29 protein-coding genes are annotated in these 24269 nt (G+C 66.1%); 14 read left to right on the forward strand and 15 right to left on the reverse strand.

The genetic code is table 11. The annotated features are described in order from the left end of the window. The first annotated feature begins 91 nt into the window (after window positions 1–91). The 6 genes from ACQY8M_RS19840 to ACQY8M_RS19865 all read left to right on the forward strand — a co-directional run bounded on the left by ACQY8M_RS19840 (window position 92) and on the right by ACQY8M_RS19865 (window position 3253). Window positions 92–499, forward strand: coding sequence for a hypothetical protein (locus ACQY8M_RS19840; RefSeq protein ID WP_428658524.1), 408 nt, complete (start codon window positions 92–94; stop codon window positions 497–499). A 14-nt stretch (window positions 500–513) separates the two neighbouring features. Beyond that, entirely contained in the window at window positions 514–1053 is a 540-nt protein-coding gene (locus tag ACQY8M_RS19845; RefSeq protein ID WP_428658527.1) for a hypothetical protein, read from the forward strand. 16 nt (window positions 1054–1069) lie between these two features. Then, the gene (locus tag ACQY8M_RS19850; protein ID WP_428658530.1) at window positions 1070–1366 is read left to right on the forward strand and encodes a hypothetical protein; all 297 of its coding nucleotides are present in this window, start codon (window positions 1070–1072) and stop codon (window positions 1364–1366) included. A gap of 95 nt (window positions 1367–1461) precedes the next feature. Beyond that, a complete protein-coding gene (locus ACQY8M_RS19855) occupies window positions 1462–2235 on the forward strand; it encodes an SDR family NAD(P)-dependent oxidoreductase (RefSeq protein ID WP_428658533.1) in 774 nt (257 codons plus the stop codon). Between the two features lie 235 nt (window positions 2236–2470). Beyond that, the gene (locus ACQY8M_RS19860; RefSeq protein WP_428658536.1) at window positions 2471–3037 is read left to right on the forward strand and encodes a hypothetical protein; all 567 of its coding nucleotides are present in this window, start codon (window positions 2471–2473) and stop codon (window positions 3035–3037) included. Between the two features lie 3 nt (window positions 3038–3040). Next, the gene (locus tag ACQY8M_RS19865; protein WP_428658539.1) at window positions 3041–3253 is read left to right on the forward strand and encodes a hypothetical protein; all 213 of its coding nucleotides are present in this window, start codon (window positions 3041–3043) and stop codon (window positions 3251–3253) included. Window positions 3254–3342: 89 nt separating this feature from the next. Here ACQY8M_RS19865 and ACQY8M_RS19870 read toward each other — a convergent pair whose 3' ends face one another. Beyond that, a complete protein-coding gene (locus ACQY8M_RS19870) occupies window positions 3343–4968 on the reverse strand; it encodes a GMC family oxidoreductase (RefSeq protein ID WP_428658542.1) in 1626 nt (541 codons plus the stop codon). A gap of 71 nt (window positions 4969–5039) precedes the next feature. Between ACQY8M_RS19870 and ACQY8M_RS19875 the strand changes: the two genes are divergently transcribed. Together ACQY8M_RS19875 and ACQY8M_RS19880 are read left to right on the forward strand one after the other, a co-directional pair. Next, window positions 5040–5474, forward strand: a complete 435-nt coding sequence (locus ACQY8M_RS19875; RefSeq protein WP_428658545.1) for a cupin domain-containing protein — start codon at window positions 5040–5042, stop codon at window positions 5472–5474. A 141-nt stretch (window positions 5475–5615) separates the two neighbouring features. Then, on the forward strand, window positions 5616–5939 hold the full coding sequence (locus ACQY8M_RS19880) for an NIPSNAP family protein (RefSeq protein WP_428658548.1): 324 nt from the start codon (window positions 5616–5618) through the stop codon (window positions 5937–5939). Between the two features lie 290 nt (window positions 5940–6229). On the opposite strand, the gene ACQY8M_RS19885 is transcribed toward ACQY8M_RS19880, so the two are convergent. Together ACQY8M_RS19885 and ACQY8M_RS19890 are read right to left on the reverse strand one after the other, a co-directional pair. Continuing rightward, entirely contained in the window at window positions 6230–7636 is a 1407-nt protein-coding gene (locus ACQY8M_RS19885; RefSeq protein ID WP_428658551.1) for a peptidoglycan -binding protein, read from the reverse strand. A gap of 6 nt (window positions 7637–7642) precedes the next feature. Beyond that, entirely contained in the window at window positions 7643–9163 is a 1521-nt protein-coding gene (locus tag ACQY8M_RS19890) for a hypothetical protein (RefSeq protein WP_428658554.1), read from the reverse strand. 353 nt (window positions 9164–9516) lie between these two features. Here ACQY8M_RS19890 and ACQY8M_RS19895 point away from each other — a divergent pair, with 353 nt between their 5' ends. Continuing rightward, a complete protein-coding gene (locus tag ACQY8M_RS19895; RefSeq protein ID WP_428658557.1) occupies window positions 9517–10827 on the forward strand; it encodes an amidohydrolase in 1311 nt (436 codons plus the stop codon). An 85-nt stretch (window positions 10828–10912) separates the two neighbouring features. Here the strand turns inward: ACQY8M_RS19895 and ACQY8M_RS19900 are convergent, their stop codons facing one another. Then, window positions 10913–11107 (reverse strand): inositol monophosphatase family protein, encoded by a 195-nt coding sequence (locus tag ACQY8M_RS19900; protein WP_428658560.1) that lies wholly within the window; start codon window positions 11105–11107, stop codon window positions 10913–10915. A gap of 91 nt (window positions 11108–11198) precedes the next feature. On the opposite strand from ACQY8M_RS19900, the gene ACQY8M_RS19905 reads away from it, so the two are divergent. Together ACQY8M_RS19905 and ACQY8M_RS19910 are read left to right on the forward strand one after the other, a co-directional pair. After that, window positions 11199–11543 carry a helix-turn-helix domain-containing protein gene (locus ACQY8M_RS19905; RefSeq protein WP_428658563.1) on the forward strand — a complete coding sequence of 115 codons (345 nt, stop codon included), beginning with the start codon at window positions 11199–11201 and terminating at the stop codon, window positions 11541–11543. After that, complete coding sequence (locus ACQY8M_RS19910; RefSeq protein ID WP_428658566.1) at window positions 11527–12777, forward strand: type II toxin-antitoxin system HipA family toxin; 1251 nt, start codon at window positions 11527–11529, stop codon at window positions 12775–12777. The genes ACQY8M_RS19905 and ACQY8M_RS19910 overlap by 17 nt, the downstream gene beginning before the upstream one ends. Window positions 12778–12828: 51 nt before the next feature. Here ACQY8M_RS19910 and ACQY8M_RS19915 read toward each other — a convergent pair whose 3' ends face one another. After that, window positions 12829–13665 (reverse strand): inositol monophosphatase family protein, encoded by an 837-nt coding sequence (locus tag ACQY8M_RS19915; RefSeq protein WP_428675411.1) that lies wholly within the window; start codon window positions 13663–13665, stop codon window positions 12829–12831. A 67-nt stretch (window positions 13666–13732) separates the two neighbouring features. Further along, window positions 13733–14302, reverse strand: a complete 570-nt coding sequence (gene efp / locus ACQY8M_RS19920) for an elongation factor P (protein WP_428658569.1) — start codon at window positions 14300–14302, stop codon at window positions 13733–13735. A gap of 281 nt (window positions 14303–14583) precedes the next feature. Here efp and ACQY8M_RS19925 point away from each other — a divergent pair, with 281 nt between their 5' ends. After that, complete coding sequence (locus tag ACQY8M_RS19925) at window positions 14584–15342, forward strand: Hint domain-containing protein (protein WP_428658572.1); 759 nt, start codon at window positions 14584–14586, stop codon at window positions 15340–15342. A gap of 6 nt (window positions 15343–15348) precedes the next feature. Here ACQY8M_RS19925 and ACQY8M_RS19930 read toward each other — a convergent pair whose 3' ends face one another. Further along, complete coding sequence (locus ACQY8M_RS19930) at window positions 15349–15795, reverse strand: MmcQ/YjbR family DNA-binding protein (protein ID WP_428658575.1); 447 nt, start codon at window positions 15793–15795, stop codon at window positions 15349–15351. Between the two features lie 44 nt (window positions 15796–15839). Here ACQY8M_RS19930 and epmA point away from each other — a divergent pair, with 44 nt between their 5' ends. Next, window positions 15840–16835 carry an EF-P lysine aminoacylase EpmA gene (gene epmA / locus ACQY8M_RS19935; protein ID WP_428658578.1) on the forward strand — a complete coding sequence of 332 codons (996 nt, stop codon included), beginning with the start codon at window positions 15840–15842 and terminating at the stop codon, window positions 16833–16835. A 107-nt stretch (window positions 16836–16942) separates the two neighbouring features. Here epmA and thiE read toward each other — a convergent pair whose 3' ends face one another. The 3 genes from thiE to ACQY8M_RS19950 form a co-directional block, all read right to left on the reverse strand. Beyond that, the gene (thiE, locus tag ACQY8M_RS19940; protein WP_428658581.1) at window positions 16943–17581 is read right to left on the reverse strand and encodes a thiamine phosphate synthase; all 639 of its coding nucleotides are present in this window, start codon (window positions 17579–17581) and stop codon (window positions 16943–16945) included. Then, window positions 17578–18036 carry an N-acetyltransferase family protein gene (locus ACQY8M_RS19945; RefSeq protein ID WP_428658584.1) on the reverse strand — a complete coding sequence of 153 codons (459 nt, stop codon included), beginning with the start codon at window positions 18034–18036 and terminating at the stop codon, window positions 17578–17580. The genes thiE and ACQY8M_RS19945 overlap by 4 nt, the downstream gene beginning before the upstream one ends. Window positions 18037–18116: 80 nt before the next feature. Beyond that, on the reverse strand, window positions 18117–19556 hold the full coding sequence (locus tag ACQY8M_RS19950; protein ID WP_428658587.1) for an MFS transporter: 1440 nt from the start codon (window positions 19554–19556) through the stop codon (window positions 18117–18119). 274 nt (window positions 19557–19830) lie between these two features. On the opposite strand from ACQY8M_RS19950, the gene ACQY8M_RS19955 reads away from it, so the two are divergent. Beyond that, window positions 19831–20835 carry a M23 family metallopeptidase gene (locus ACQY8M_RS19955; RefSeq protein WP_428658590.1) on the forward strand — a complete coding sequence of 335 codons (1005 nt, stop codon included), beginning with the start codon at window positions 19831–19833 and terminating at the stop codon, window positions 20833–20835. Between the two features lie 148 nt (window positions 20836–20983). Here ACQY8M_RS19955 and ACQY8M_RS19960 read toward each other — a convergent pair whose 3' ends face one another. The 5 genes from ACQY8M_RS19960 to ACQY8M_RS19980 all read right to left on the reverse strand — a co-directional run bounded on the left by ACQY8M_RS19960 (window position 20984) and on the right by ACQY8M_RS19980 (window position 24264). Continuing rightward, complete coding sequence (locus tag ACQY8M_RS19960; RefSeq protein WP_428658593.1) at window positions 20984–21754, reverse strand: Hint domain-containing protein; 771 nt, start codon at window positions 21752–21754, stop codon at window positions 20984–20986. A 239-nt stretch (window positions 21755–21993) separates the two neighbouring features. Continuing rightward, entirely contained in the window at window positions 21994–22167 is a 174-nt protein-coding gene (locus tag ACQY8M_RS19965; protein WP_428658596.1) for a hypothetical protein, read from the reverse strand. Between the two features lie 434 nt (window positions 22168–22601). Then, window positions 22602–23522, reverse strand: coding sequence for a class I fructose-bisphosphate aldolase (locus tag ACQY8M_RS19970; protein ID WP_428658599.1), 921 nt, complete (start codon window positions 23520–23522; stop codon window positions 22602–22604). A 71-nt stretch (window positions 23523–23593) separates the two neighbouring features. After that, the gene (locus tag ACQY8M_RS19975; RefSeq protein WP_428658602.1) at window positions 23594–24004 is read right to left on the reverse strand and encodes a type II toxin-antitoxin system VapC family toxin; all 411 of its coding nucleotides are present in this window, start codon (window positions 24002–24004) and stop codon (window positions 23594–23596) included. Continuing rightward, window positions 24004–24264 (reverse strand): antitoxin, encoded by a 261-nt coding sequence (locus ACQY8M_RS19980; protein WP_428658605.1) that lies wholly within the window; start codon window positions 24262–24264, stop codon window positions 24004–24006. Before ACQY8M_RS19980 ends, ACQY8M_RS19975 begins: the two co-directional genes overlap by 1 nt. Window positions 24265–24269 lie beyond the last annotated feature (5 nt).

Below are 24269 nucleotides of genomic sequence, written 5' to 3' on the forward strand. Positions count from 1 at the left end.
AAGAATTTATGCTCAACTGCCGGCGCGATCACGGGGGGACGGCATGATGGGGTCTATCGGCAGGCGAAGGTTGGTGCAGGCAGGCGCACTGATGCTTCCCGCCGTCGCGCTGGGGCGGGCGGCCTCGGCGCAGGAGAGGGTCAAGAGCGGCACCGTCGAGATCGAGCAGGTGCAGGTCGCCTTCATCGGCAGCGGCAATATCGGCGGCGGCACGCTCCACTTCCAGGGCAGGAGCTATCGCTTCACGGTCGGCGGCCTCGGCGTCGGCGGCTTCGGCGTGTCGAAAATGCAGGCCTATGGCGACGTCTATAACCTGCGCGAGCTTCGCCAGTTTCCCGGCGCTTACGGCCAGGCGCGCTACGGCATGGCCGCGGGCAACACCGGCAGTGGCGAGATGTGGCTCGAGAATCCCAACGGCGTGTCGATCAGCCTGCGCACAAGGCGCGAGGGGCTGGCGCTGTCGCTCGGCGCCGACGCCGTCTACATCGACTTCAAGTGAGCGGGGAGCCGACCATGACCTTCGTTCGTCGCGCGCTCGCGTTCGCTGTTGCGCTCGTTCTGCCCGCCTCGGCGGCTCTCGCGCAGGAAGAGCCGCAGCTCTTCAATGCCTTCGCCGTCGCCGTGGCAAGCGGCACCATCATCAAGGCCGGCGAGAAGCAGGTCATGGTGGTCGGCACGCTCAAGGGACCGATGTTTGTCGAGACCGACGAAGGTCCGGTCGATGCCGGCAGCGTGGTCTGCGGTGCCTCGATCCGCTTCGACCTGGGGACGGCCCAGCATGTCGGCAGAGGTGCCTGCTCCTTCTCGGCGCAGGACGGCGCCACCGCCTGGGGTGAATGGAAGTGCACCGGCTACGAGCTGGTCGGCTGTCGCGGCACGCTGAGGCTCACCGGCGGCACCGGGCGGTTGGCTGGCGTTGCCGGCGAAGGCTCGATGGTGTGGCGGCCGAGCGCGCACGACTTCAAGAAGCAGCTCGACGGCACCACGCTGCAGAACTCGACGGGCCTCCTGATCTGGCGGGATTTCAAGCTGGTCGCCAAGGCCAAGCCGTGACGGGGAGATGATGCCCATGCGATCGCTCTTGTGGGGAGTTCTTGCCGGTGCCGCCGGAGTGCTGATGGCTTGCGGGCCCAGCCCGAAGACAGGTCCCGATCGCGCTTCCGCATCGGATGCGACGGCGATCACCTGGAGCGACGGCAAGACGGCCTACGCCATCTCCTGCCTGAACCCCGGCGGCTGCCAGGAACGCGCGCTCGCGATGTGCCGCCCGAACAGCTACACCACACTCAGCAGCGAGAACATGCCGACCGTAGGCACCGTTCGCGCGGTGCACGGCAGGCCGTCGGTCGTCATCCGCTGCGGCTGATGTCGTTCGTCAAGCTGTGCAGCGCAACCGCCACCACCTCATGCTGAGGAACGAGGTGATAATGGTGGGGTGACAAAGGCGGTCGGGAGGAAATCATGCGTTTTGCGGGCAAGGTTGCGCTGATCACGGCGGCGGCGAACGGCATTGGCCGCGCGACGGCGACGATCATGGTGCGCGAGGGGGCGACGGTGATCGCCGTCGACAATCACCAGGGCCGTCTCGACGAGGCGGTGCCGGCGTTGCGCGCGGCCGGCGGCAGGGCGGGCAAGGCCGAGGGCCGGCTGGTCGATGCGCTCGATGCGGCGCAGGTCGACGCGGTGGTGGCCGAGGTGGCGCGCGACCATGGCGCGATCGACATCCTGGTCAATGCCGTCGGCGGCAGCACGGTGATCGATCGTCCGACCGCGACTACCGAGGAATTGACCCTGGCTGACTGGCAGAAGCTGATTGCCTTCAATCTCGACGGCACTTTCCTGTTCACCCACGCGGTGATCCCCGTGATGAAGCGGCGGCGCAGCGGCAAGATCGTCAACCTCGCCTCGATCGCCGGGCGCGGGCTCAGCTTCAACAGCTCGAGCGCCTATGCTGCGGCCAAGGGCGGCATCATCGCCTTCACCCGCAAGCTCGCGCACGAGCTCGGGCCCGAGGGCATCAACGTCAACGCCATCGCGCCCAGCGTGACCTTGACCGAGCGCATCCGGCCGCATTGGGAGAAGCGCTCCCAGGCCTCGCAGGCCGAGGAGATCGAACGCACGCCGCTGCGACGCGTCGCCGAAGCGGTCGACCAGGCCAACGTGATCTGCTTCCTCGCATCGGCCGACGCCGACTTCGTGACCGGCCTCACCATCGACGTGACCGGCGGCGTCTGATCGCGCGAAGCGACACGCACGACGCCCCGGAAGCGGTCGGCGGGCAGCCTGCCGGACTGAAGGTTGTCGGGCAAAGCGCAGCAGCGAGTCGCCGTGTGGCGGTCGCGCATGATCGTCGTCGCGTATCACACGAATGTCACGTGAGCTTTGCAGGACTGATCTCGGCATCGTGCAGGGGTAAAAATCCCTGCCCGTGGCGGGCGTCGTCGCCCGCTTTTCCCCTTCGAGGTTCGCAATGAACGAGGTATTCGTCGTCCCCGATATCGCCATCATGGCCGGCTGCGCACTCCTCGCCGGCGGTTCGATCCTCGTCATGCCGCGGCTGGTTCAGCGGCTTCCCTGGATCAACCCCACCAAGGACGACACCGATTTCGTGATCCGCTTGCAGGGGACGCTGTTCACGTTGCTCAGCCTGTTGCTGGCCTTCTCGCTGGTCCAGAGCGAAAACTACAATCGCAAGGTCGACGCCATCGTCTCCGGCGAGGCTTCCCAGCTCAATCGGATGGATCGCCTGCTGGCCCGCTATGGCACCGAGGAGGCGACGGCGCTTCGGCCGCATCTCGTCGCCTATGCCACGTCGGTCGTGAAGGACGAATGGTCGGTCATGCTCGACGGGCGGGGAAGCGGGCTGACGCACGGAGCCTGGGATCCGCTGTCGCGCGGAATCCTTGCCCTCAAGCCGACCGACCTGCGCGAGCAGTCCATCTTCACGGAGTTGCTGAGGTCGCTCAATCAGGTCGTGGAAGCGCGCGACGAGCGGTTGTCGACGGCCGGAACGATCAGGATTCCCGTCAACTACTAAATCGTGATTCTGTTCGGCGCGCTGATGCTGTTGATCGTGAGCAGCACCTTGAAGCCATCCGCCTTTCGCGCCACCAACATGATCGCTCAGATGGCCGCGCTCGGCGCCGTCATCGGCTTCCTGTTCGTCCAGGACCAGCCGTACCTGGGCGAGACGGCCGTGGGACCCGACGCGATCGTCCATGCCATCGATGCAATGAAGGCACGACCGAACTGAATGGCGTCAGGCCCGTGCCAAGGCGAGCACCGCAAGCTCGAAGGGCACGCCGCTACCGTCCCGGGACGGCGCGACGGCCGTTGACGGATTTATCGATGCGCCGCCGCGGCGGCCAGCACGAGCTCGGCGCATTTCTCGCCGATCATGATGGTCGGCGCATTGGTGTTGCCGCTGGTCAGCGTCGGCATGATCGAGGCGTCGGCGATGCGCAGGCCCTGCAGGCCGTGCACCCGCAACTCCGAATCGACCACCGCCATGGGGTCGCCGCCCATCTTGCAGGTGCCGATCGGGTGATAGGTCGTCTCGGCGTTCTTCCTGATCCAGTCGAGCAGCTCGTCGTCCGTCTGCAGGTGCGCGCCGGGCGCGATCTCCTCGCCCGTGACCTCCTTCAGCGGTGACGTCGCCATCAGCTCGCGGCCCTTGCGGACGGCGGCCAGCACACCGGTGCGATCGTGCTCGGTGGACAGGAAGTTGAAGCGGATCGCCGGCGGCTCGGCCGGATCGGCCGACTTGATGTGAATAGAGCCTGTGCTTTCGGAGCGCAGCACGTTCACGTTCATCGTGATGCCCTTGCGTTTCGAGACGCGCCTCTCGTGGCCCACCATCTCGTACAGGAAGGGCGCGATTGAAACTGTTGCGTCCGGTGTCTCGGCGCCCGGCCGGGTGCGGAAATACATGCGGATCGGCACCGACGTCGAGGCCAGGAACCCCTCGCGGAACAGCCCGTACTTGATCGCCTCGCGCGCCAGGCGCCAGCCGCGGGCATTGTCGTTGAAGGTGAGGTTCTTCTCCTTGATCTCGAACTTCACGCGCGGCGAGTAGTGGTCGCGCAGGTTCTCGCCGACGCCGCGCAGATCGTGCACCGGCGTAATGCCGAGCGAGCGCAGGAAGTCCGCCTGGCCGATGCCCGACAGCTCGAGCAGCTTCGGCGAGTTGATCGAGCCGCCCGAGACGATGACCTCGCGCGCGGCGCGGGCCTCCCGCTTCGCGCCGTTGACGGAGTAGCGCACGCCGACGCAGCGCTTGCCCTCGAGGATCAGCTGCCCGGCGATCGCGCCCTGGTCGATGGTGAGATTGCGGCGAGAGCGGGCGGGGTCGAGATAGCAGAAGGCGGTGCTCTGGCGGCGACCCTTGGCGATCGTCACCTGCGACATGCCGATGCCTTCCTGCGTGGCACCGTTCTGGTCGGGATTGTAGGGCAGGCCGATCTTCTCGGCGGCCGCGATCATCATTTCGAGCAGCGGCACCTTGTGGCGCGCCGTGTGGGTGACCCTCAGCACGCCGTCGCGGCCGCGGAACTCGTCCGAGCCGCCATCGAAGCTCTCCATCCGCTTGAAGACCGGCAGCACGTCCTGGTAGCTCCAGCCGCGGTTGCCGAGCTGCGCCCAGTGATCGTAGTCCTGCGCCTGGCCGCGGATGAAAACCATGCCGTTGATCGAGCTCGAGCCGCCCAGCATCTTGCCGCGCGGTACCTCGATGCGCCGCCCGCCCGAGCCTTCGTCCGGTTCCGACGAGTAGCACCAGTTGACCGCCGGATCGTCGATCATCTTGGCGACGCCGACCGGCACCCGCGACCAGAAGAAATTCGAGCCCTCGGTGCCGGCTTCCAGCAGCAGCACGCGGTAGGCACCGCTCTCCGACAGCCGGCTGGCGACCACCGCGCCCGCCGAGCCCGCACCGATGACGATGTAGTCATAAGTGGATTCGCCAGCCATTGCGCCCCCCGCTTTCCTCTTGCAACCCCGGGGCAGTGGCGCGACCCTTCCCGCAACAGAAGGAGGAAGCCATGGCACCCGACACCACCATGATGCCCACAGAGAAAGCGTCCGGCCAGAAGATTGCCCACGGCCGTATCGCAGAGCCTGTCCTGGTCAAGGGACGGCGCGAGTTCTTCACCTATCGCGATCTCGGCGTGTCCGAGGCCAGCGCCGGCGGCATGCGCGCCCAGGTCATGAAGGCGACCCAGGGCCTTAGCGAGCCGACCGGCTGGCACTATCACGAGTGCGACGGCCAGTTCATCTACATCATGAAGGGCTGGGTCGAGCTGCAGTTCGAGGACGGCCGGACGCTCAAGGTCGAGGAGGGCGATTCGCTCTTCATCCCGGGCTTCATGAAGCACAACGAAATCCGTACCTCCGACGAGATGGAGATCCTCGAGGTCTCGACCCCCGGCCAGATGGGCACGCGGCCCTGCGACCCGCCAACCGGCTGGAAAGACTGAGCGACTCTCAAGCTTTCCTCCCCATGCGAATGGGGAGGAAAGGCGGGACGTTTCTCTTTCACCGGTTGGTCCGCTTGAGCCCTTGGTCATATGGCGAGACGCTGTCTATTCTCTGACGGCAAACCGAGAGGAGACGACAGAATGGCTTTCTACGAGCTTCGCCAGTACTTCGTGCGGCCTGGCAAGATGGACGAGTGGCTGAAGATCATGGAAGAGGAGATCATCCCGTTCCAGGTCTCGAAGGGCATGGTGATCTGCGGCAGCTTCCGCGGCGAGACGGACGATTCCGCCTATATCTGGATCCGGCGTTTCAATAGCGAGGCTGAGCGCGAGGCACAGTACAAGGCGGTGTACGAGACGGACCACTGGAAGACCAAGATTGCGCCGCGCGTGCCGGATTACCTGGACCGCGAGAAGATGCACATCCAGCGCCTCGTGCCGACGTCGCGCTCGACGGTGCAATAGCCCGAGAGACAAGGAATGAGGTCTTTTGCCGGGGGCGCGCCATTTCAGCGGCGCGTCACGTTCTTCCGGACCGCGAGCCTCCGGCTCGCTCTAGCTCATGAGCGAGCTGGAAGCTCGCGGTCCAAAAGACCATGACAAGATGCGCCACTGAGGTGGCGCGCCATAGGCGCTAACTCTATTTCGTGGCTATGATCGGCGTGCTGGGAGCGCGGCTCTCCAGAGCCGCTCATAGGATTGGGCAATCCGAAGAAGAGCGGCTCTGGAGAGCCGCGCTCCCAGCGCAAGACGTTTCACCGGTTGGTGAGCTTGAGCTCGATGCGGCGGTTGCGGGCGGTGTCGGTCGAGGACAGGGGCTGGTATTCGCCGTAGCCTGCGGCCACCAGGTTCTCGTTGGCAATGCCCTGCTCGTTCAGGAATTTGACCACGGCGATGGCGCGGGCGGTCGACAGCTCCCAGTTGGACGGGAACTGCGCCGACTTGATCGGCTTGTTGTCGGTGTGGCCGTCGACCTGCAGCACCCAGTTGATGTCCTTGGGGATCTTCGAGGCGATCTCGACCAGCCGCTGGGCGACGCTCGCGAGCTGCTTCTCGCCGCCGGGCTGGAGCTGGGCGGACCCCGACGGGAACAGAACCTCCGACTGGAACACGAAGCGGTCGCCGACGATCTGCACGTCGCGCTGGCCGGCCAGCGCCTCGCGCAGCTTGCCGAAGAATTCCGAGCGGTAGCGCGCCAGCTCCTCGACCTTGCTGGCCAGCGCCCGGTTGAGCTTCTGGCCGAGGTCGACGATCTGCGCCTGCTGCTGCTTCGCCTTGGTATCGGCGGCATCGAGCAGCGAGCCGAGGCGGGCGAGCTCGTCCCTGAGGCCGGCGACCTCGGTGGTGAGGCGGATCGCGGTGGCCTTCTGCTCGGCGGTCTGCTTCTGCTCCTCGGTGAGGTCGGCAAACAGCTTGCCCTTCTCGTTGTTGGCCGCGGCGAGCGAGGCGGCGAGCCGGGTCAGCTCGAGCCGCTGGCGCTCGATCTCCTTCTGCATGTCGCCGGTCTTGGTCTCGATCTCGCGCGTGGCGTCGCGCAGCAGGGTGCTCAGGCGATCGCGCTCGGCGGTCGCCTCGTCGATGCTCTTGCGCTGGGCGGCAAGGTCCGTGCTGACCCGGTCGCGCTCGGCCTTCAGCTCCTCGGCGGTCTTGCGCTGGGCCGCGAGGTCGGTATTCAGCCGGTCCCGGTCGGTCCGCAACGTCTCTGCGCTCTTGCGCTGGGCGGCAAGGTCGGTGTTCAGGCGCTCGCGCTCGGCGCGCAGTTCCTCGGCGCTCTTGCGCTGGCCTGCCAGGTCGGTGTTCAGGCGCTCGCGCTCGGCGCGCAGGTCCTCCGCCGTCCTGCGCTGGCTGGCGAGGTCGACGTTCAACCGCTCGCGCTCGGTCTGGAGCTCGCGGGTGAGCAGGGTCAGGCGCGAGACGTCCTTCTGCAGATCCTCCGCCGACCGCTTCTCGAGCGACAGCTGGCTGGCGATGTCGGAGATCTGGCGATTGAGCGTGTCGATCGCGCTTTCGCGGTTGGTGAGCACGGTCGAGAGGGTGAACTGCGCCACGCTGAAGATCGACAGCAGGAAGATCAGCACCATCAGCAGCGTGGTGAGCGCGTCGACATAGCCCGGCCAGGTGTAGTCGGCGGCGCCTTCGCGCCGGCGGGAGATGGCGGCCACGGCCGGTCAGCCCGCCGCCGCCGGCGGCTCGTCGGCCGGCGCGCGCGCCAGCGCGATGGTGCGCGCCAGCAGGCGGATCTCGCCGCGCAGCTCGTCGGCGAGGGCGGTGCGGTTGACCTCGCTCTCCTCCATCAGCCGGGCGAGGTGGGTCTCGATCTTGCGCTGGTGCGCGGCGATCGAATCGCGGTCGACGTCGGCGAAGCGCTCGGCCAGGTGCTTGACGGCGGCCTTCATCTCCGCGGCGAGCGCACCGCGGTTGCGCGCATTCTCGTCGACCACACGGGAGAGCGATTGCTGAAGCTGGCTTTCGACAGTCTGGCGGTGAAGCTCCGAAGCCTCGCGATCGGCCAGCAGCGCGCCGAGGCCATCGGCGATCCGATGGCGCTCGGTGGCGCTCGCCGCCGTCGCCTCGCCGATCTGGACAATCTTCGATTCGATGCCGCGCTGGTGCTCGAGCAGCGCGTCGCGACCGTGGATGTTCTCCTCGACCAGGCGGCTGAGGAGGGCCTCGATGTTGCCCTGGTGCGCGAGCGCGGCGGCGCGATCGGCTTCCGAGGCGGCCGAACGCTCCGCCAGCTGGCCGACCGCGGCGCGCAGCTCGATCGACAGCTCGGTGAAGCGGGCGAGCGTGTTCTGCTGGCTGCGCATCGTCTCGGCCAGCGCCGCGAGCCGCTCGACGAGGGTGGCATTGCCCGCCGCCGTGGACTGGCGGCTCTCCTCGACCTTCTGCAGGGCGCGGATCAGGCCGTCGACGCCCTCGGTGTTGCGTTCGAGCAGCGCCTCGACATAGGCGGGCAGGCTCTGTACCACAGCCTGCGGCGCGCCGGCGGACGACAGGCTGGTGGCGCGCGCCAGCCATTCCTCGAGCTCGGTGTGGAAGCGGCCCTGCGCCTGGCTCGCCTGCAATTCGAGGAAGCCCAGCACCAGCGAGCCGGACAGGCCGAACAGCGAGGCGCCGAACGCCGTCGACATGCCCTTGAGCGGCCCTTCGATGCTGCCCTTGAGCTTGGCGAACATTTGCAGCGGGTCGCCAGCGGTGACCTGCAGGCTGTTGATCGCGTCGGCGACGGCGCCGATCGTCTCGAGCAGCCCCCAGAAGGTGCCGAGCAGGCCGAGGAAGATCAGCAGGCCGATCATGTAGCGCGCCAGCTCGCGGCGCTCGTCGAGGCGGGTGGCGATGCCGTCGAGCACCGCGCGGCTGGCGGTCGGCGACAGCCGGATCTCGTCCTGGCGTTCGCCCAGCATGGCCGCCATCGGCGCCAGCAGGTTCACCGACTCCGTCGGCGGCGCCGGCGCATTGGCCTCGCGGTGCTGGTAGCGACGCATCCACTGCACCTCGGGCCGCAGCAGGATGACCTGGCGGAAGATGAAGAAGATGCCGATCAGCAGCACGCCCAGGATCACGCTGTCGAGGACCGGCGTGTTCCGGAACACGCGCAACAGGTCCTCATGCAGCGTGAACGCAAGCGCCATCACGGCGGCGAGGAACAGGAGCATACGAATGAGGTAGGGGAGGGGACTGCTCATGCGCTCTCGATCATGGCGGTGGGCATGGACGGGATTTGGGGCGGCATCACGGCGTCAGCGCGCTCAAATGGGTGCCAACTGCACCCGAGTCCACGGTGGCCAAGCTACGCACAGCGACCGACAAGCCTGGCATGACCCATTTGCCTTTCAACGCACTTCGGCCCCCCTCGCGAAAGATCCGCCGAACATCGCGAGCCTTGGTCAAACAATAGCCAATGACCCCTTGCGGCTCAACCAGTAGGGGGACGGAGGTCGGCGAATGACGGCCATGGAACCGGCCATGAACCCGAGTGGAAGGCTGGCGCGGCAAATCCTGGCCGGATAGGCTGCAGCCCATCGTGCAGGGAGAGCGCATGATCAGGATCGGCACCCTTGGACTGCTGGCCGGTTTGCTACCGGGCCTTGCCGCCGCGGCCGACATCGCCGGCACGCGGGCCGCGATCGGCCGCAGCCTCGACGCGCAATATTCGCACATCGACGCGCTCTACAAGGATATCCACACCCATCCCGAGCTCAGCTTCCAGGAGGCGCGCACGGCGGCCAGGCTCGCCGCCGAGTTGAAGGCGCTGGGCTACGAGGTCACCGAAGGCGTCGGCAGGACCGGCATCGTGGCGCTCTACAGGAACGGCCCGGGGCCGACGGTGATGGTGCGCACCGAGCTCGACGCCCTGCCGCTCGAGGAGAAGACCGGGCTGCCCTATGCCAGCAAGGCCAGGCAGATGCTGCGCGGCGTCGAGACGCCGGTGATGCACGCCTGCGGCCACGACATCCACATGGCCGCCTGGGTCGCGGTCGCCAGGACCATGCTCGACCTCAAGGAGCAGTGGAGCGGCACCCTGATGTTCGTCGGCCAGCCGGCGGAAGAGGCCGGCGGCGGCGCCAGGGCGATGGTCGCGGACGGCTTGTTCACACGCTTCCCCAAGCCGGACTATGGCTTTGCCTTGCACGTCGGCCCCGGTCCGTACGGCACCGTCAGCTACAAGCCGGGCGTGATCAATTCCACCTCCGACAGCTTCTTGGTCACCTTCAACGGCAAGGGCGGCCACGGCTCGCGGCCGCACACCGCGATCGATCCGATCATGATGGCCGGCCGCTTCATCGTCGACGTGCAGAGCGTGATCAGCCGCGAGAAGGACTCCGCCCGGTTCGGCGTCGTCTCGATCGGCTCGGTGCAGGCGGGCAATGCCGGCAACGTCATTCCCGACACCGCGACCCTGCGCGGGACGATCCGCTCCTGGGACAACGACACGCGGCTCAGGATGCTGGCCGGGGTCGAGCGCACGGCCAAAGCGGTCGCGATGATGGCCGGCGCGCCGCCGCCCGACTACAGGCTGACCCCCGGCGCCAAGGCGGTGGTCAACGACGACGCGCTCGCGGCACGCAGCGGCGCGGTGCTGAAGGCAGCCTTCGGCGACAAGGCGCGGCTCAATGCCGAGCCGGGCTCGGCCAGCGAGGACTATTCGGAATTCGTGATCGCCGGCGTGCCGTCGTTCTATTTCGGCATCGGCGGCCTCGATCCCGCGGAATTCGCGAAGGCGATCGCGAGCAAGACCGCCGTACCGGGCAACCATTCGCCGGAATTCGCACCGGTCCCCGAGCCCAGCATCCGCACCGGGGCAGAGGCCATGAGCCTCGTGGTGCTGGACGTGCTGCAGAAGAAGTAAGCTGGGAGCGCGGCTCTCCAGAGCCGCTCGTGGGGTGCGGCAAGACGAAGGAAGAGCGGCTCTGGAGAGCCGCGCTCCCAGCGCGCTACGCCAGGATCTCGACCATGGCGTCGCGCAGGCTGGCGTTGGTGGCGAAGATCGACGGACCGCCCAGCACGTAGGGTGCGCCCGAGATGTCGCTGACCATGCCGCCCGCCTCGCCCACCATTAGCAGGCCGGCGGCGACGTCCCAGGGCGCGAGCCCCATCTCGAAGAAGGCGTCGTAGCGGCCGGCCGCCACGAAGGCGAGGTCGGCTAACCACTCCGAGTGTCTTGAATTATGTAATCTTCGTGTTACATTAACGGAGCGTATTGGAAAGTGAAGTTTACATATGCCTACGCCCCACAGACCGTCGATCGCTGCGCAGAGAGCTCTTCGCAAGTTGGGTGTGGATATGCGGGATGCTCGGCTTAGGCGGCGGCTGCCGGCTGAAGTGGTTGCTCAACGTGCCTTTACCAGCCGCCCAACTCTTCAGCGCATCGAAGCTGGAGATCATAGAGTCGGCATAGGCATCTACGCTGCTGTTCTTCAGGCGCTCGGCCTCCTTGACGGCCTGGCGATGATTGCAGATGCAGCCAGAGATAGCACCGGCCTTGCTCTCGCCGCTGAAGAACTCCCAAAGCGCGCCCGCTTGCTTAAACGGCGTGGGGAGATCGGTGATGACAGACAACGTTGAGGTATTCATTGACTTTAAGTCAGGCTTGAAGCGCGTCGGGGTCTTGCATTCCACAGTCCGCGGGCGTAACGAGACAACCACCTTCGAGTATCATCCCGACTGGCTTGCTGATCCTGCTCGATTCTCCCTAGAGCCTGCGCTTACGCTCCATCGTGGCGCATTTGCTCCGGCGAATGGCGCCTCCATCTTTGGCTCAATCGGTGACTCCGCTCCTGATACCTGGGGAAGGCGGCTGATGCAGCGTGCAGAGCGGCGCCTAGCCGAGCGAAGCGGGCGAGCCGTCCGTACGTTAATGGAGATTGACTACCTTCTCGGCGTGTCAGATGCAGCGCGCCTCGGAGCTCTTCGTTTTAGACGCGCAGGCGAGAACGAATTCCAAGCGTCAACGACAAAGGGTGTGCCAGGGCAAATCGAACTTGGTCGCCTGCTTGCGGTGACCGAAAGGATACTGCGAGGCGAGGAGAGCGATGACGACATTCAGTTAATTTTCGCGCCGGGATCCTCGTTGGGCGGCGCCCGTCCGAAGGCGTCAATCATCGATCAAGATGGCCGCCTTTCCATCGCAAAATTCCCAAAAGAGACGGATGACTATGGCATTGAGGTTTGGGAAGCGATCGCACTCCGCCTCGCGGCTCGCGCCGGAATTCGTACCCCTGACCACGAGCTCGTCCGCGTCGGCGAGAAACCTGTACTGCTCTCGCGTCGCTTCGACCGCGCGGGCAATACAAGGATTCCGTTCCTCTCCGCGCTATCGATGATGGGCCTCAGGGATGGCGAGCAGGGAAGCTATCCGGAGCTCGTGGATGTAGTAACTCAGCATGGGGCTCAAGCAGCAACCGATGCCAGGGAGATCTACCGGAGGATGGTGCTGAATGTCTTGATCTCCAATGTCGATGATCACCTGCGCAATCATGGTTTCCTATGGACTGGGAAGGCCGGCTGGACCCTGTCGCCTGTCTATGACCTCAATCCAACGCCGACCGACGTGCGCCCGCGCATTCTCACGACAAATATCAGCTTGGACGAAGGAACGTGCGATCTGGGGTTGGTGCTCTCCGTGGCCGAATACTTCAGCCTCGACGTTCAAGCCGCGAAGCAAATTGCCAAGGAAGTGGCAGAAGTGACCGCGACTTGGCGGACTACTGCCAAGGCACTGAATGTTCGCTCAAACGAAATAGATCGAATGGCGAGCGCATTTGAGCATGAAGACTTTCGCCGAGCGCTCTTGCTGTGACGATACGCTTCAAACATTCGTCACAAACGGAGTGCGTGGCAGGAGGGGTGCCTACGCCAGGATCTCGACCATGGCGTCGCGCAGGCTGGCGTTGGTGGCGAGGATCGACGGACCGCCCAGCACGTAGGGTGCGCCCGAGATGTCGCTGATCATGCCGCCCGCCTCTCGCACCATCAGCAGGCCGGCAGCGACGTCCCAGGGCGCGAGCCCCATCTCGAAGAAGGCGTCGTAGCGGCCGGCCGCCACGAAGGCGAGGTCGAGGGCGGCGGCACCCCAGCGGCGGACGCCGGAGGTCTTGCCCATCACCGCTTCCAGCTTGCGCACGTAATCGGCGTGGCCGGCCTTGCCGAGATGCGGGATGCCGGTGCCGACCAGCGCGCGCGCCGGTTCCTTGCGGCCCGAGACGCGCAGGCGGCGCGAGCGGGCGTTGGGCGTGTCGATGAAAGCGCCGTTGCCCTTCTCGGCCCAGAACAGCTCGTCGGAGATCGGCTGGTAGATCACGCCGGCGATGATCTCGCCGTCGCGCTCGAGCCCGATGGAGATCGCAAAATGCGGCACGCCGTGCAGGAAGTTCGTGGTGCCGTCGAGCGGATCGACAATCCAGCGGTTGCGGCCGTCGCCCTTGGTCTCGCCGCCCTCCTCGCCGAGGAAGCCGTAGTCCGGCCGGGTGCGCTCGAGTTCCTTGCGCAGCGTGCGCTCGGCCATGACGTCGGCGCGGCTCACGAAATCACCCGGGCCCTTCTCGGAAATCTGGAGCTGCTCGACCTCGCCGAAGTCGCGCTTGAGCGACTTGGCCGCGGCGAAGGCGGCGCGGATCATCACCGTGATGGTGGCCGAGCGCGCGGCCAGTGACTTGCGCTCGGGCGGACCGGAACGCTCGCGGCCCATTTCGAGCGGGCCGCGGCCGACGCGGGCGACGGGACGATTGGGGGGAGGAACGGCCATCGGACTGCGATCAGTCCTTGGCGCGTTCCATGTAGCTGCCGTCTTCCGTGTTGATCACCAGCTTGGTGCCGACGGCGATGTGCGGCGGCACCATCACGCGGATGCCGCCTTCGACCATGGCGGGCTTGTAGGACGAGGAGGCGGTCTGGCCTTTCACCACGGCATCGGCCTCGGTAACGGCGAGGATCACCGACTTCGGCAGCTCGACGCCGACCGGCGTGCCCTCGTAGAGCGAGACCTGGACTTCCATGCCGTCCTGCAGGAAGCGGGACTGGTCGGGATCGAGAACGTCGGAACCCACGGTAAGCTGCTCGTAGTTCTCCTTGTCCATGAAGGTGAAGCCGTTCTCGTCCTTGAACAGGTAGGTGCACTCGCGCTCGTCGATGTGGACGTGCTCGATCGTCTCGCCCGAGCGAAAGCGCTCCTGCAGCTTGTTGCCCTCGCGCAGCGCCTTGGCCTCGATGGCGACGAACGCGCCGCCCTTGCCGGGGCTGATGTGCTGCACCTTGGAGGCGACCCAGAGCTTGCCGTTGTATTCGATGACGTTGCCGGCGCGGATGGAATTGACGGGGACTTTCATGGGCTTACCGCTCGGTCGATGAATGGAATTCGGCCTCGCCCGCATAAGCGATTCCTGCGGAATCGCGCTAACGGGAACGAGGCCGGCGGGCGGCTTGTATCAAAGGCCGGTAGGGGTGGCAACCGCAGCAGGCTGCGCGGAAATCCGGCAGATTTGGGAACTGCACCGCCGACGAGCAGGAAGCCTCCCGCCGGGGCACGCCCTGCTTCGTCACGTTGTACCTATCGCGCGGGAATGGTAACTGTATTGCAACTGGGGATGTCATTTTTCGTCGGGGAATCATGGCAGAAAGACAAAAGCTCAATCGCTCGCGTCGCAGCCTTTTCAAGGCAATCGGGGTCACCGCTGGAGCAGTCGCCGCCACTTCCGTCACCAGGAAGGAGGCGTCCGCGCAATGGTGGTGCTGGTGGTGCGGCAGTGGCGGCGGTGGTAGTGGCGGCGGCGGGAATCGGGTCTGCTTCGCGCGCGGAACGCGCATCCTGACGGTGGAAGGCTATCGCCCGATCGAGACCCTCGCGGTGGGCGATAGGCTGCCGGCGCGGTTCGCCGGCCTGTCGCCGATCGAGGATATCGCCAGCTTCACCCTGGGCCGGACCGGGCCGAACGGCAGCTGGGCCGGTGCCTCGCGCCCGGTGCGGATCAAGGCCGGTGCGCTCGGTCCCCGGTCACCGGTGCAGGATCTGGTCCTCACCGCTTCCCATGCGGTTTTCACCGATGGTGTGCTGGTGCCGGTGGTCAACCTGGTCAACGGCACGAGCATCGTATTCGAGACGGCGGACGACCGTGAGACCCTCGAGTTCTTCCATGTCGCTTTCGCGCGGCACGATGTGCTCGATGCCGAGGGCGCGGCCTGTGAATCGTGGCGCGACGCCGCGGTCGAGGCGCCGTGCGCGCCGATGCTGAGCTTCTACGGCGGCCGCGACGAGCTGCGCTCGCGCCTGCGCAGCGCCGCCTCGATCATCGTCGACCGCCGCCAGCCGCTCGACATCATCCGCGACAGCCTGGAAGAGCGCGGCCTCGAGCTCGCCCGCGCCGCTTGAGGAAGCTCATGCTCTTCCGGACCGCGAGCGTCCCGCTCGCTCATGAGCATGAGCGAGCGGGACGCTCGCGGTCCGGAAGGGCTTGAATCGAGCCTGGGTGGGCGCAAGACCCAGTTCCTTCCGCTTCTTTTTCGACAGCGCCGCTGCGATGACGGCGTGAGCGCGCCGGACGTAAGCCTTCATCTCGGCGTCGGTCAGTGCCTTGGGATCGTCGACCGACACCCATTTGGCGCGCGCGAGGTAGGGCGCCGGCCGAAAGCCCGGCGAGCGCGACAGCGCGTCGTAATGCTCGGGCGCCGACTTGAACGAGATGCGGCCGATCGAGTGGTCCTCCGGCGCGATCAGGCAGAACATCTTGCCGCCGACCTTGAAGACGATCACGCCCTCCCACTGAACGATGCGCGTTGCGGCGGGCAGGCTGGCGCAAAATCTGTCGATCTGTTTCGGCGTCATGCGCGGACCCTACACGGCGCAAACGGCGCGTGCGATGGTCGGGCATGACCGACTGGCGTCCCGACAGACTCGCCCGCCGCCTGCCGCATCTTCAAGCCCGCGCGCGCCTGCAGGCTGCGCTGCGCACATGGTTCGCGGCCGAGGGCTTCGTCGAGGTCGAGACGCCCATCCTGCAGGTCGCGCCCGGCGCCGAAGTGCATCTCGCGGGATTCTCCACGGCCTGGAAGACACCCGACGGCATCGAGCATCCGCGCTGGCTCCACAGCTCGCCCGAGTTCGCGATGAAGAAGCTACTGGCTGGCGGCGTGCCGAAGCTCTTCCAGTTCGCGCGCGTGTTCCGCAACGCCGAAGGCTCGGCCCTGCATCATCCCGAGTTCACCATGCTCGAATGGTATCGCGCCGGCGCGGGCTACGAGACGATCATGGCGGACTGTGCCGCACTGCTCGCGCTCGCCGGCGCGAAGGAGCTGCGCTGGGAGGACAAGGCCTGCGATCCCACGGCGGCGCCGGAGCGACTGACCGTTGCGCAAGCGTTCGACCGCCATGCCGGCGTCGATCTCTTCGCCACCGTCGGCGACGCGGCAAAGCTCTCACGCCTGTCGGGCGTGGCGATGCACGACGGTGATTCGTGGGACGATGTCTTCTTTCGCATCATGTTCGACCGGATCGAGCACCGGCTCGGGATCGGCCGTCCAACGATCCTCTGCGAATATCCGATCGCAATGGCTGCCCTGGCGCGCGCCAAGCCGGGCGATCCGCGGGTCGCCGAGCGCTTCGAGCTCTATGCCTGCGGCGTCGAGCTTGCCAACGCCTTCGGCGAGCTGACCGATCCCGCGATCCAGCGCGCTCGCCTGCAGGCCGACATGGACGAGAAGGAGCGGCTCTACGGCGTGCGCTGGCCGGTCGACGAGGATTTCCTGGCCGCGCTCGACCACGGCCTGCCGGACTGTGCCGGCATCGCGCTGGGCTTCGACCGGCTGGTCATGCTGGCGAGCGGCGCCCGCCATATAGCGGACGTGCTGTGGCTGCCGGTCCGCTGACTTGCCACGTGCGCTCATGCTCTTCCGGACCGCGAGCCTCCGGCTCGCTCATGAGCTTGAGCGAGCCGGAGGCTCGCGGTCCGGAAGAGCATGAGTGCGCCCCCAGCCTATGACCCCGCTGCGGCAAACAGCTCGTTGAATGCGCGGACCGCCGCTTCGGGGCCGTGCTTGTGGTTCCACACGCCGCCGGCGACGGCGAGGAAGTCGGCACCGGCGGCGATCACTTGAGCGGCATTCTCGACCGTGATGCCGCCGATCGCCACACAGGGCAGTTCCATCAGGCTGCTCCACCATTCGACGATCTCGAGGTCGGCAGGCGCGGTGACCGTCTTGGTGGTCGACGGGAAGAACGCGCCGAACGCCACGTAGTCGGCGCCGGCCTCGGCGGCTTCCATCGCGAGGTGTCGCGAGGCTTTGCACGTGACGCCGACCTGGCGGTCGGGTCCGACGATGCGGCGGGCCTCGGCGCAGGACATGTCCTCCTGGCCGACATGCACGCCGTCGCAGTCGAGCTTCACCGCGAGATCGGGCCGGTCGTTCATGATGAAGGCGACGTCGCGCTGCTGGCAGATCGGGCGCAGCGTGTCGGCGGCGCGCGCGATCGCGGCGTCATCGACGTCCTTGAGGCGGAGCTGGAAGGCGGCGACGTCGCCGCCGGTGAGGGCGGCGCGCAGTTCGTCGGCGAAGATCGACGGATGCTCGATGCGCTCGGGCGAGATGAGATAGAGCCGGCAGGCCGTGGTCATGACTGGAGCTGCCGGCGGTAGACGATGAAGCCCGAGCGCTCGGCAACCTTGTTGTACAGCACCTGCGCCACGGCGTTGGTCTCATGAGTCTGCCAATAGACCCGCGAGCAGCCGGCAAGTCGCGCCTTGTCGTACACCGCCTCGATCAGCCGCTTGCCGACACCCTTGCCGCGCGCGGCATCGTTGGTGAAGAGGTCGGCGAGGTAGCAGTTCATCTCGATCATCGCCGTGGCGCGATGGAAGAGATAGTGGACGAGACCGAGCAGCCGGCCGTCCTGCTCGGCCACCAGCGCATGCACCGGCTCGGCGGGGTCGAAGAAGCGTGACCACGTCGCCTGCGTCACGGCATCCGGCAGCACGCGCTCGTAGAAGGTGTTGTAGCCGGCCCACAGCGGCGCCCACTGCGGGAAATCCGCAGCCGTCACGTCACGGACAACGACTGTGCCGGCTGTCATGGTCTTCTCCATTGGTTCGTCTCTCCGCGCTTTCCGTCGCGGCCACGGCTCGAGGTTAGCCGAATTCTCACATCGACGCGTCATCGGCGCGCTGCAGAAGGGAAGAGCTGCAAAGCGGCGCCGGCGATCAGGGCGAAGCCGGCGAGGATGAGCAGGCTGCTCTCCACGGCGGCGACGAAAAGCGGGCTCATCAGGTCGTGGCCGGACAGCCGCCCCAACTGCCACGCCATCATCGACGATGTCGTGGAGATCCCGATGCAGCTCCCGAACACCCGGGCGAGGTTGACCAGTGCGCCGGCCGTGGCGGAGCGATCGGCGGGCGCTGCGTCGATCGTGGCGTGGCTGTTCGGCGCCATGAACAGGCCGAGACCGAGGCCGAACAGCGCCAGCGCGCACAGCCGGATCACGAGGCGGTCGGGACCGAAGGCGATCAGGGCGAGGGCAGCGACGGCGGCAAGGCACATTGCCATGCCGGCGGTCCCGACGCGCCGCGCCGAAAAGCGCTCGCTGCACGCGATGCCGACCGGTGCGACAAGGCCGAGCACGACCGGGATGACGGCGAGCTTGAGGCCGGCCACGGTCGCGCTGTTGTCGAGGCCCTTCTGCAGGGCAAAGGCCATCAGGAAGAGCATGCCGTAGAGCAGCGCGTAGCCGAGCGCCACGCCCCCGATGCCGGCAGCGAACGCCGGGTTGCGGAACAGCCCCAGCTCGACCAGCGGCGCGCCCGTTCGCTTCTCCTGCCGGACGAACAGGGCGAGGAAGACGATCGAGCCCACGACGCACAGGATCATCGCCGGAGAGGCCAACGGCCATACGGACACCTGGTTGAGCGCGAGGATCGCCAGCACCAGCGATGGCACGAGCAGCACCGCGCCCATCCAGTCGAACGTCGTCTCGGCCGGCCCGCCGGTCGAGCGCGGCAGCACGAGCCAGCCCAGCACGACGGCGGTCACGCCGAACGGCAGGGCGGTCCAGAAGATCCAGCGCCAGCCGAGCGCATCGAGCAGCAGGCCGCCGACGATCGGACCTGCGCTGACGCCGATCGCCTGCGCGGCCGTGAACAGCCCGATCGCGCGTGCGCGTTTGTCGGCGGGCACCGACTTGACCAGGATCGCCATGCTGTTGGCGCCGAGCAGCCCGCCACCGATGCCCTGCAGGGCTCGGAAGGCGATCAGCCAGCCGAGATCATCCGCTCGGCCGCACAGCAGCGACGCGCCGGTGAACAAGGCGAAGCCGCAGAGATACAGCAGCTTCCTGCCGAACATGTCGCAAACCCGCCCGAATACGCCGAGGCTGCCGGCAAAGGCGACCAGATAGGCGATGGCGACCCACCGGACCTCGTTCACCGTGGCGTCGAAGGCATGCGTCAGGGCGGGTAGGGCGAGTTGCACGATGCTGGCGTCGAGCTGGCCGACGAAGGCGCCGATGCAGGTCACTCCGACGATCAGCCACGGATGGAAGGACTGGCGTTCCAGAAAGCGGAGAGGCGGCGGTTCGATCGTCGAGAAGGACATCGGCATTGGATGCGAGAGCTTGTGCCCCATCGCCAACAGCCCGTCGAGCGGTCAAGGTGTTGTCGCCGGCCCACAGCACGCCTGCGGCGGAAATCTTCAGCGGCTACGGCATGGAGGATGACAAGGCCATCGCCGCCCGCCTCTGCTTCGCCACGCGTCCGTTGATCGTCCGAAGCGGCCCGAAGCGACGGTGTTCGGCCCAGAGATGGAAATTCGCCCTCATGCGGCCTCATGGCTGTGGTTGTGGATTTGTCACGACCGAATGGTGATGAGGTTGCTCATGGCGAGGCAGAGGGTTCCGCGGACCGGCTGGAGTGTTGCCCTATGGTGTGTCCTCTCGTTCGGTGCCACGGCGGCCGCCGATGCGATCGAGTTGGGACTGCCGATTGATTGCGAGATCGGGCAGACGTGCCTCGTCCAGAATTATGTCGATCACGACCGATCCGACGGCGCCAGCGACTATAGGTGTGGCGCGCTTACCTACGATGGTCACAGCGGCACGGATTTCCGGCTGCCGACTCTGGCCATGCAACGCAACGGCGTCGACGTGCTCGCCGTGGCCGACGGACGGGTGCTGCGCACGCGTGACGGTGTAGCCGACATATCGGTCTCGGCGCCGGATGCGCCGCCCATTGCCGGGCAAGAATGCGGTAACGGTGCTGTCGTCGCGCACGCGGATGGCTGGGAAACGCAATATTGCCATCTGGCGCGCGGCAGTCTGCGGGTGAAATCGGGTGACCTGGTCAAGCTAGGCCAACCGCTCGGGCAAGTCGGACTCTCCGGCAAGACCGAATTCCCGCATGTCCACCTGACAGTCCGGCTGCGCGGCGAGGTCGTCGACCCGTTCGCCTTCGGAGCGTCCGAAGGATCCTGCGGAGGCGGCACGGCGTTGTGGAACCCGGCGCTTCGGGAGTCGCTCTCGTACCGGGCTCCCGCCGTCCTCAACACCGGATTCGCCAAAGGACCGGTCACGATGGAGCAGGTCGAGGCGGGCGACAGTGCCAATCTGCGGCCGGGGAATGACGCGGCGGCCCTCGTCGCCTTCGTGCGCACCATCGGGCTGAGGGGGGGAGACGTGCAACGTCTGTCCATCACCGGACCGGACGGCGGGACCATCGTGGACCAGACCGAAAAGCCGCTCGAACGGAACAAGGCACAGTTCCTGATCTTCGCCGGAAGGAAGCGTCCCCCGGAGGGCTTCAAGCCGGGCGAGTATCGCGCGGACTATTCCGTCGTTCGCGAGGGCAAGATCCTGCTCCAGCGGACCTTTGAGGTTTCGCTGTAACAACTGGCGACCGTCGCCTGGCTGACATACAAGGCCCGCCGAATCCAGGTTGCCCGCCGTCCACACGATCCACGTGCCGCAGAGGACGCGCTGCCCGAAATGCCGCGCGGCCTCGATCAATCAGTGTCGCTCGATCGGAACTGAAGAGTTACGCTGCCCGCGCAAAGCCGAGGCCGCGCTCCTCAATCTTGTCCCGAATGATGTCGATCGGCTGTCGCCGGTCGATCACGACTGATGCGATGCTGCGCATATGGGATCGAAGCCTGCTGCGGTTGCCATCGAAGCCCAACAGCGGAGCACAGCGCTCTGTCCCCGCCCTGTAGAACGACTCGACCGATGCACCTTGAACATCCAGGATGTCGTGGCGTTCAAGCTCGATGTTGAAAAAGTCGAGATTATCCTGACCGTCGGGCGCCTTGAGGAGGATGCTGGTCCCATTGATCAGGTCGCCGGCTTTCATCAGGAAACCATCGACGTAGACGGCATGCAAAGCCGTGAGGCAGAGATCTGCGCTCGGCAGGTTCTCGCCCAGAGCGCCGCGCTGGATGACAACGGGCAAGTTATCCGGGGTGCCTTCCCATTTGCCTGCCACGCCGTTCAAGGTGTGGTTGGTCATTGCCTTGATCGGCGCGAAGCCCCCGAAACGCACCGCGACCTCGTCGCCCGCGGCCATCGTCTCGATCGGGCGATAGCCCGCGCGTGTCCGGATTTGCGTGCCCCGCGCGAAACAATTGACCCAGTTATTGGGTTTCGGGGGAGGCGGCGCCATGACCGGCGGACCGGGAAGGTTGGGGCCAAGCGGAGACTGCGCCGATGCCCCCTTGAACGGAACGCCGTTCGCCACGATAGCACCCAGAATCAAACCGGTTGCCTTCAGCGCATTGCGCCGTACGCGATCGACTTGGGGAGTTCTATTCACGCTGACCTCCAGACAATAAATGACACTGAACTTCACTCAGTATGAGCATCGGGCTGTCGCCAGGCCATGGAGCGAAAGCAGAAGCGAGCGGGGACATTGGGGCTACCCCGAAGAGTTCATGACCGATGTGCGTGCGGCACGCCCCAATGGCGCCTCATTTGGGGCGTTGAATGCCGGTTCAATCGGCTACTGGCGACCGTGATGTCGTCTTCGGGTATCCGCCGCGATTGAGCAAGCGATCAGCCCTGGCTTCGGCCGGGGTTTTCTTTGCTTGCGGATACCGATTGTCTGCTTGTTGTCGCGGTCGGCAATGGAAGGGCAAAGACGATGACGACCACGATAGTTCCGATAAGCGCCGACCAAATCGGATTATCGAGGGCCCAGCCGAAGGTCTCCCAGATCATCGCTTCCAAGATTGCCCTCTCTGGCCCCACAGACAGGCGAAATGATTCGTCGGGCAACGGGCGGGGGAGACTTCGGAAACTCCCCGCCCGGCCCTGACCACAATCAGCATGGGGAGACACTGAATTATGGTTGGGACGAATTTATGGTGTCTCCGCCTCGGCGCACCATGGCTCCCTTGGAGCGAGGTGGGCGCAATAGGGGTGCTACGGAAGGCGCGTCATGGCGGCGGTCGAGAGGGGCTTTTGGCATTGAAGCCAGGCGTGGCCGGCCTTGCCGCAGAACGCACGAGCGCGTTGCCTTGCCCGGCGCATGACCCTACGCGAAGGGCCCGCCACTCGAATGGCGGGCCCTGTGAGACGTGCTCTTGAGCCGAGCTACCCAAAAAGGGTTACCCCAAGAGGGTAACCCCAAGAGGGCAGGCAGGTCTTCTATGGCGCTCGGCTCACATCTTGCCTTGGTAGATGCCGATGATCTTGTCGAGCATGTCGAGCGCCTCGGCGCGCGGGCGCTGGAAAGTGTTGCGGCCGATGATCGAGCCATTGGCGCCGCCGTCGCGCAGCCCGCGGATCTCGGTGAACAGTCCTTCGAGGTCCTTCGCCTCGCCGCCCGAGAACACCACGATGCGCCGGCCGTTGAAGGTCGCCTGCATGACGTGCTCGATGCGCTTGGCCATGGTCGAGATGTCGACATTGGCCTTCTCGTAGGCGGCCTTGGCCTCCGGCTGCCACAGAACGTTCGTGGGGGGCTTGACCTTGATGATGTGGGCGCCGAGCAGGGCGGCCATGTGGGCGGCATAGGCGCAGACGTCGAGCGCCGTCTCGCCCGCCTTGTCGAGCTTGCCGCCGCGCGGATAGGACCACATGACGACGGCAAGGCCGACCTCCTTGGCCTCGAGCGACATCTCGCGGATCTCTTCCATCATCTCGTACTGGTCTTCCGAGCCGGGATAGATCGTGAAGCCGATCGCCGAGCAGCCGAGCCGCAGCGCGTCCTGCACCGAGGCGGTGACGGCCTGGTCCTTGTTGGTCGACAGGCTGTTGGCCGAATTGACTTTCAGGATGGTCGGGATCGCGCCCGCGAAGGTGTCGGCACCCGCCTCGAGCGGTCCGAGCGGGGCGGCGTAGGCGTTGAGGCCGGCATCGATCGCCAGCTGGAAGTGGTAGTGCGGATCGTAGGCGTCGGGGTTGGGCGCGAAGGAGCGCGCCGGGCCATGCTCGAAGCCCTGGTCGACCGGCAGGATCACCATCTTGCCCGTTCCGCCCAGCTTGCCGTGCATCAGGATGCGGGCAAGGTTGGTCTTGGTGCCGGGGCAATCGCTCTCGTAGTTGTCGAGGATCTTCTTGACGACGCGGCTGATTCTCACGGCTGTGCTCCCGGGCAGGGGTTCATTCGGTCCGAAACGCCGCCGATTTAGCGGTTGGAGTGGGGTTTTGTCTACGGCCTGGCCCAGTCCTCGACCGGCAGGCGCGGGACCCGTCGGAATTCCCTTGTATTGGCGGTGACCAGCGTCGCGCCGCGGCGGCGGGCCTGGGCGGCGATCAGGATGTCATAGGGGCCGATGGGGGTGCCCTTGCCCTTCAGGAACATCCGAACATCGGCTGCTTCGGTCGCGTCACCCTGGTCGAAGGTCGGCGTCTCGATGGGAGTAGACAAGAAAATCTCCAGATTGCGCTCGTTGCTGCTGCGGTGAGCACTATTGGCGATCCCGAAACGCAACTCGAATAACACGATCGATGGAACCAAGAGGCGTGTTCCTCGCCGAAGCTCCCGATCCAACCTTTCGGCGACAGAGGCGGATCGCTCGTTGATCGCGGCGATGACGACATTCGTATCGAGACAGAACATCAGTCGAAGGACACGTCGTCATCTTCAGGCCACGGCGGTTGCTCCGGTCGCCCTTCCGGCAGGAAGTCCTTCGCGCCCGAAGCGCGCAGCTTCTCCCGCCATGCCTTGACGTCGAACTTCTCCTCGATCGGCTCGAGCAGCACACCGTTGCCGACCTTGCGCACGGTCACCTCCTTGCCGGGCAGCCGGAATTCCTTCGGCAGCCGGACGGCCTGGCTGCGGCCATGCATGAAGATCTTGGCGGTCGACTTGGGAGCCATGATAT

Origin of the sequence: Reyranella sp., assembly GCF_965279465.1 — a bacterium.
Taxonomy (GTDB): domain Bacteria; phylum Pseudomonadota; class Alphaproteobacteria; order Reyranellales; family Reyranellaceae; genus Reyranella.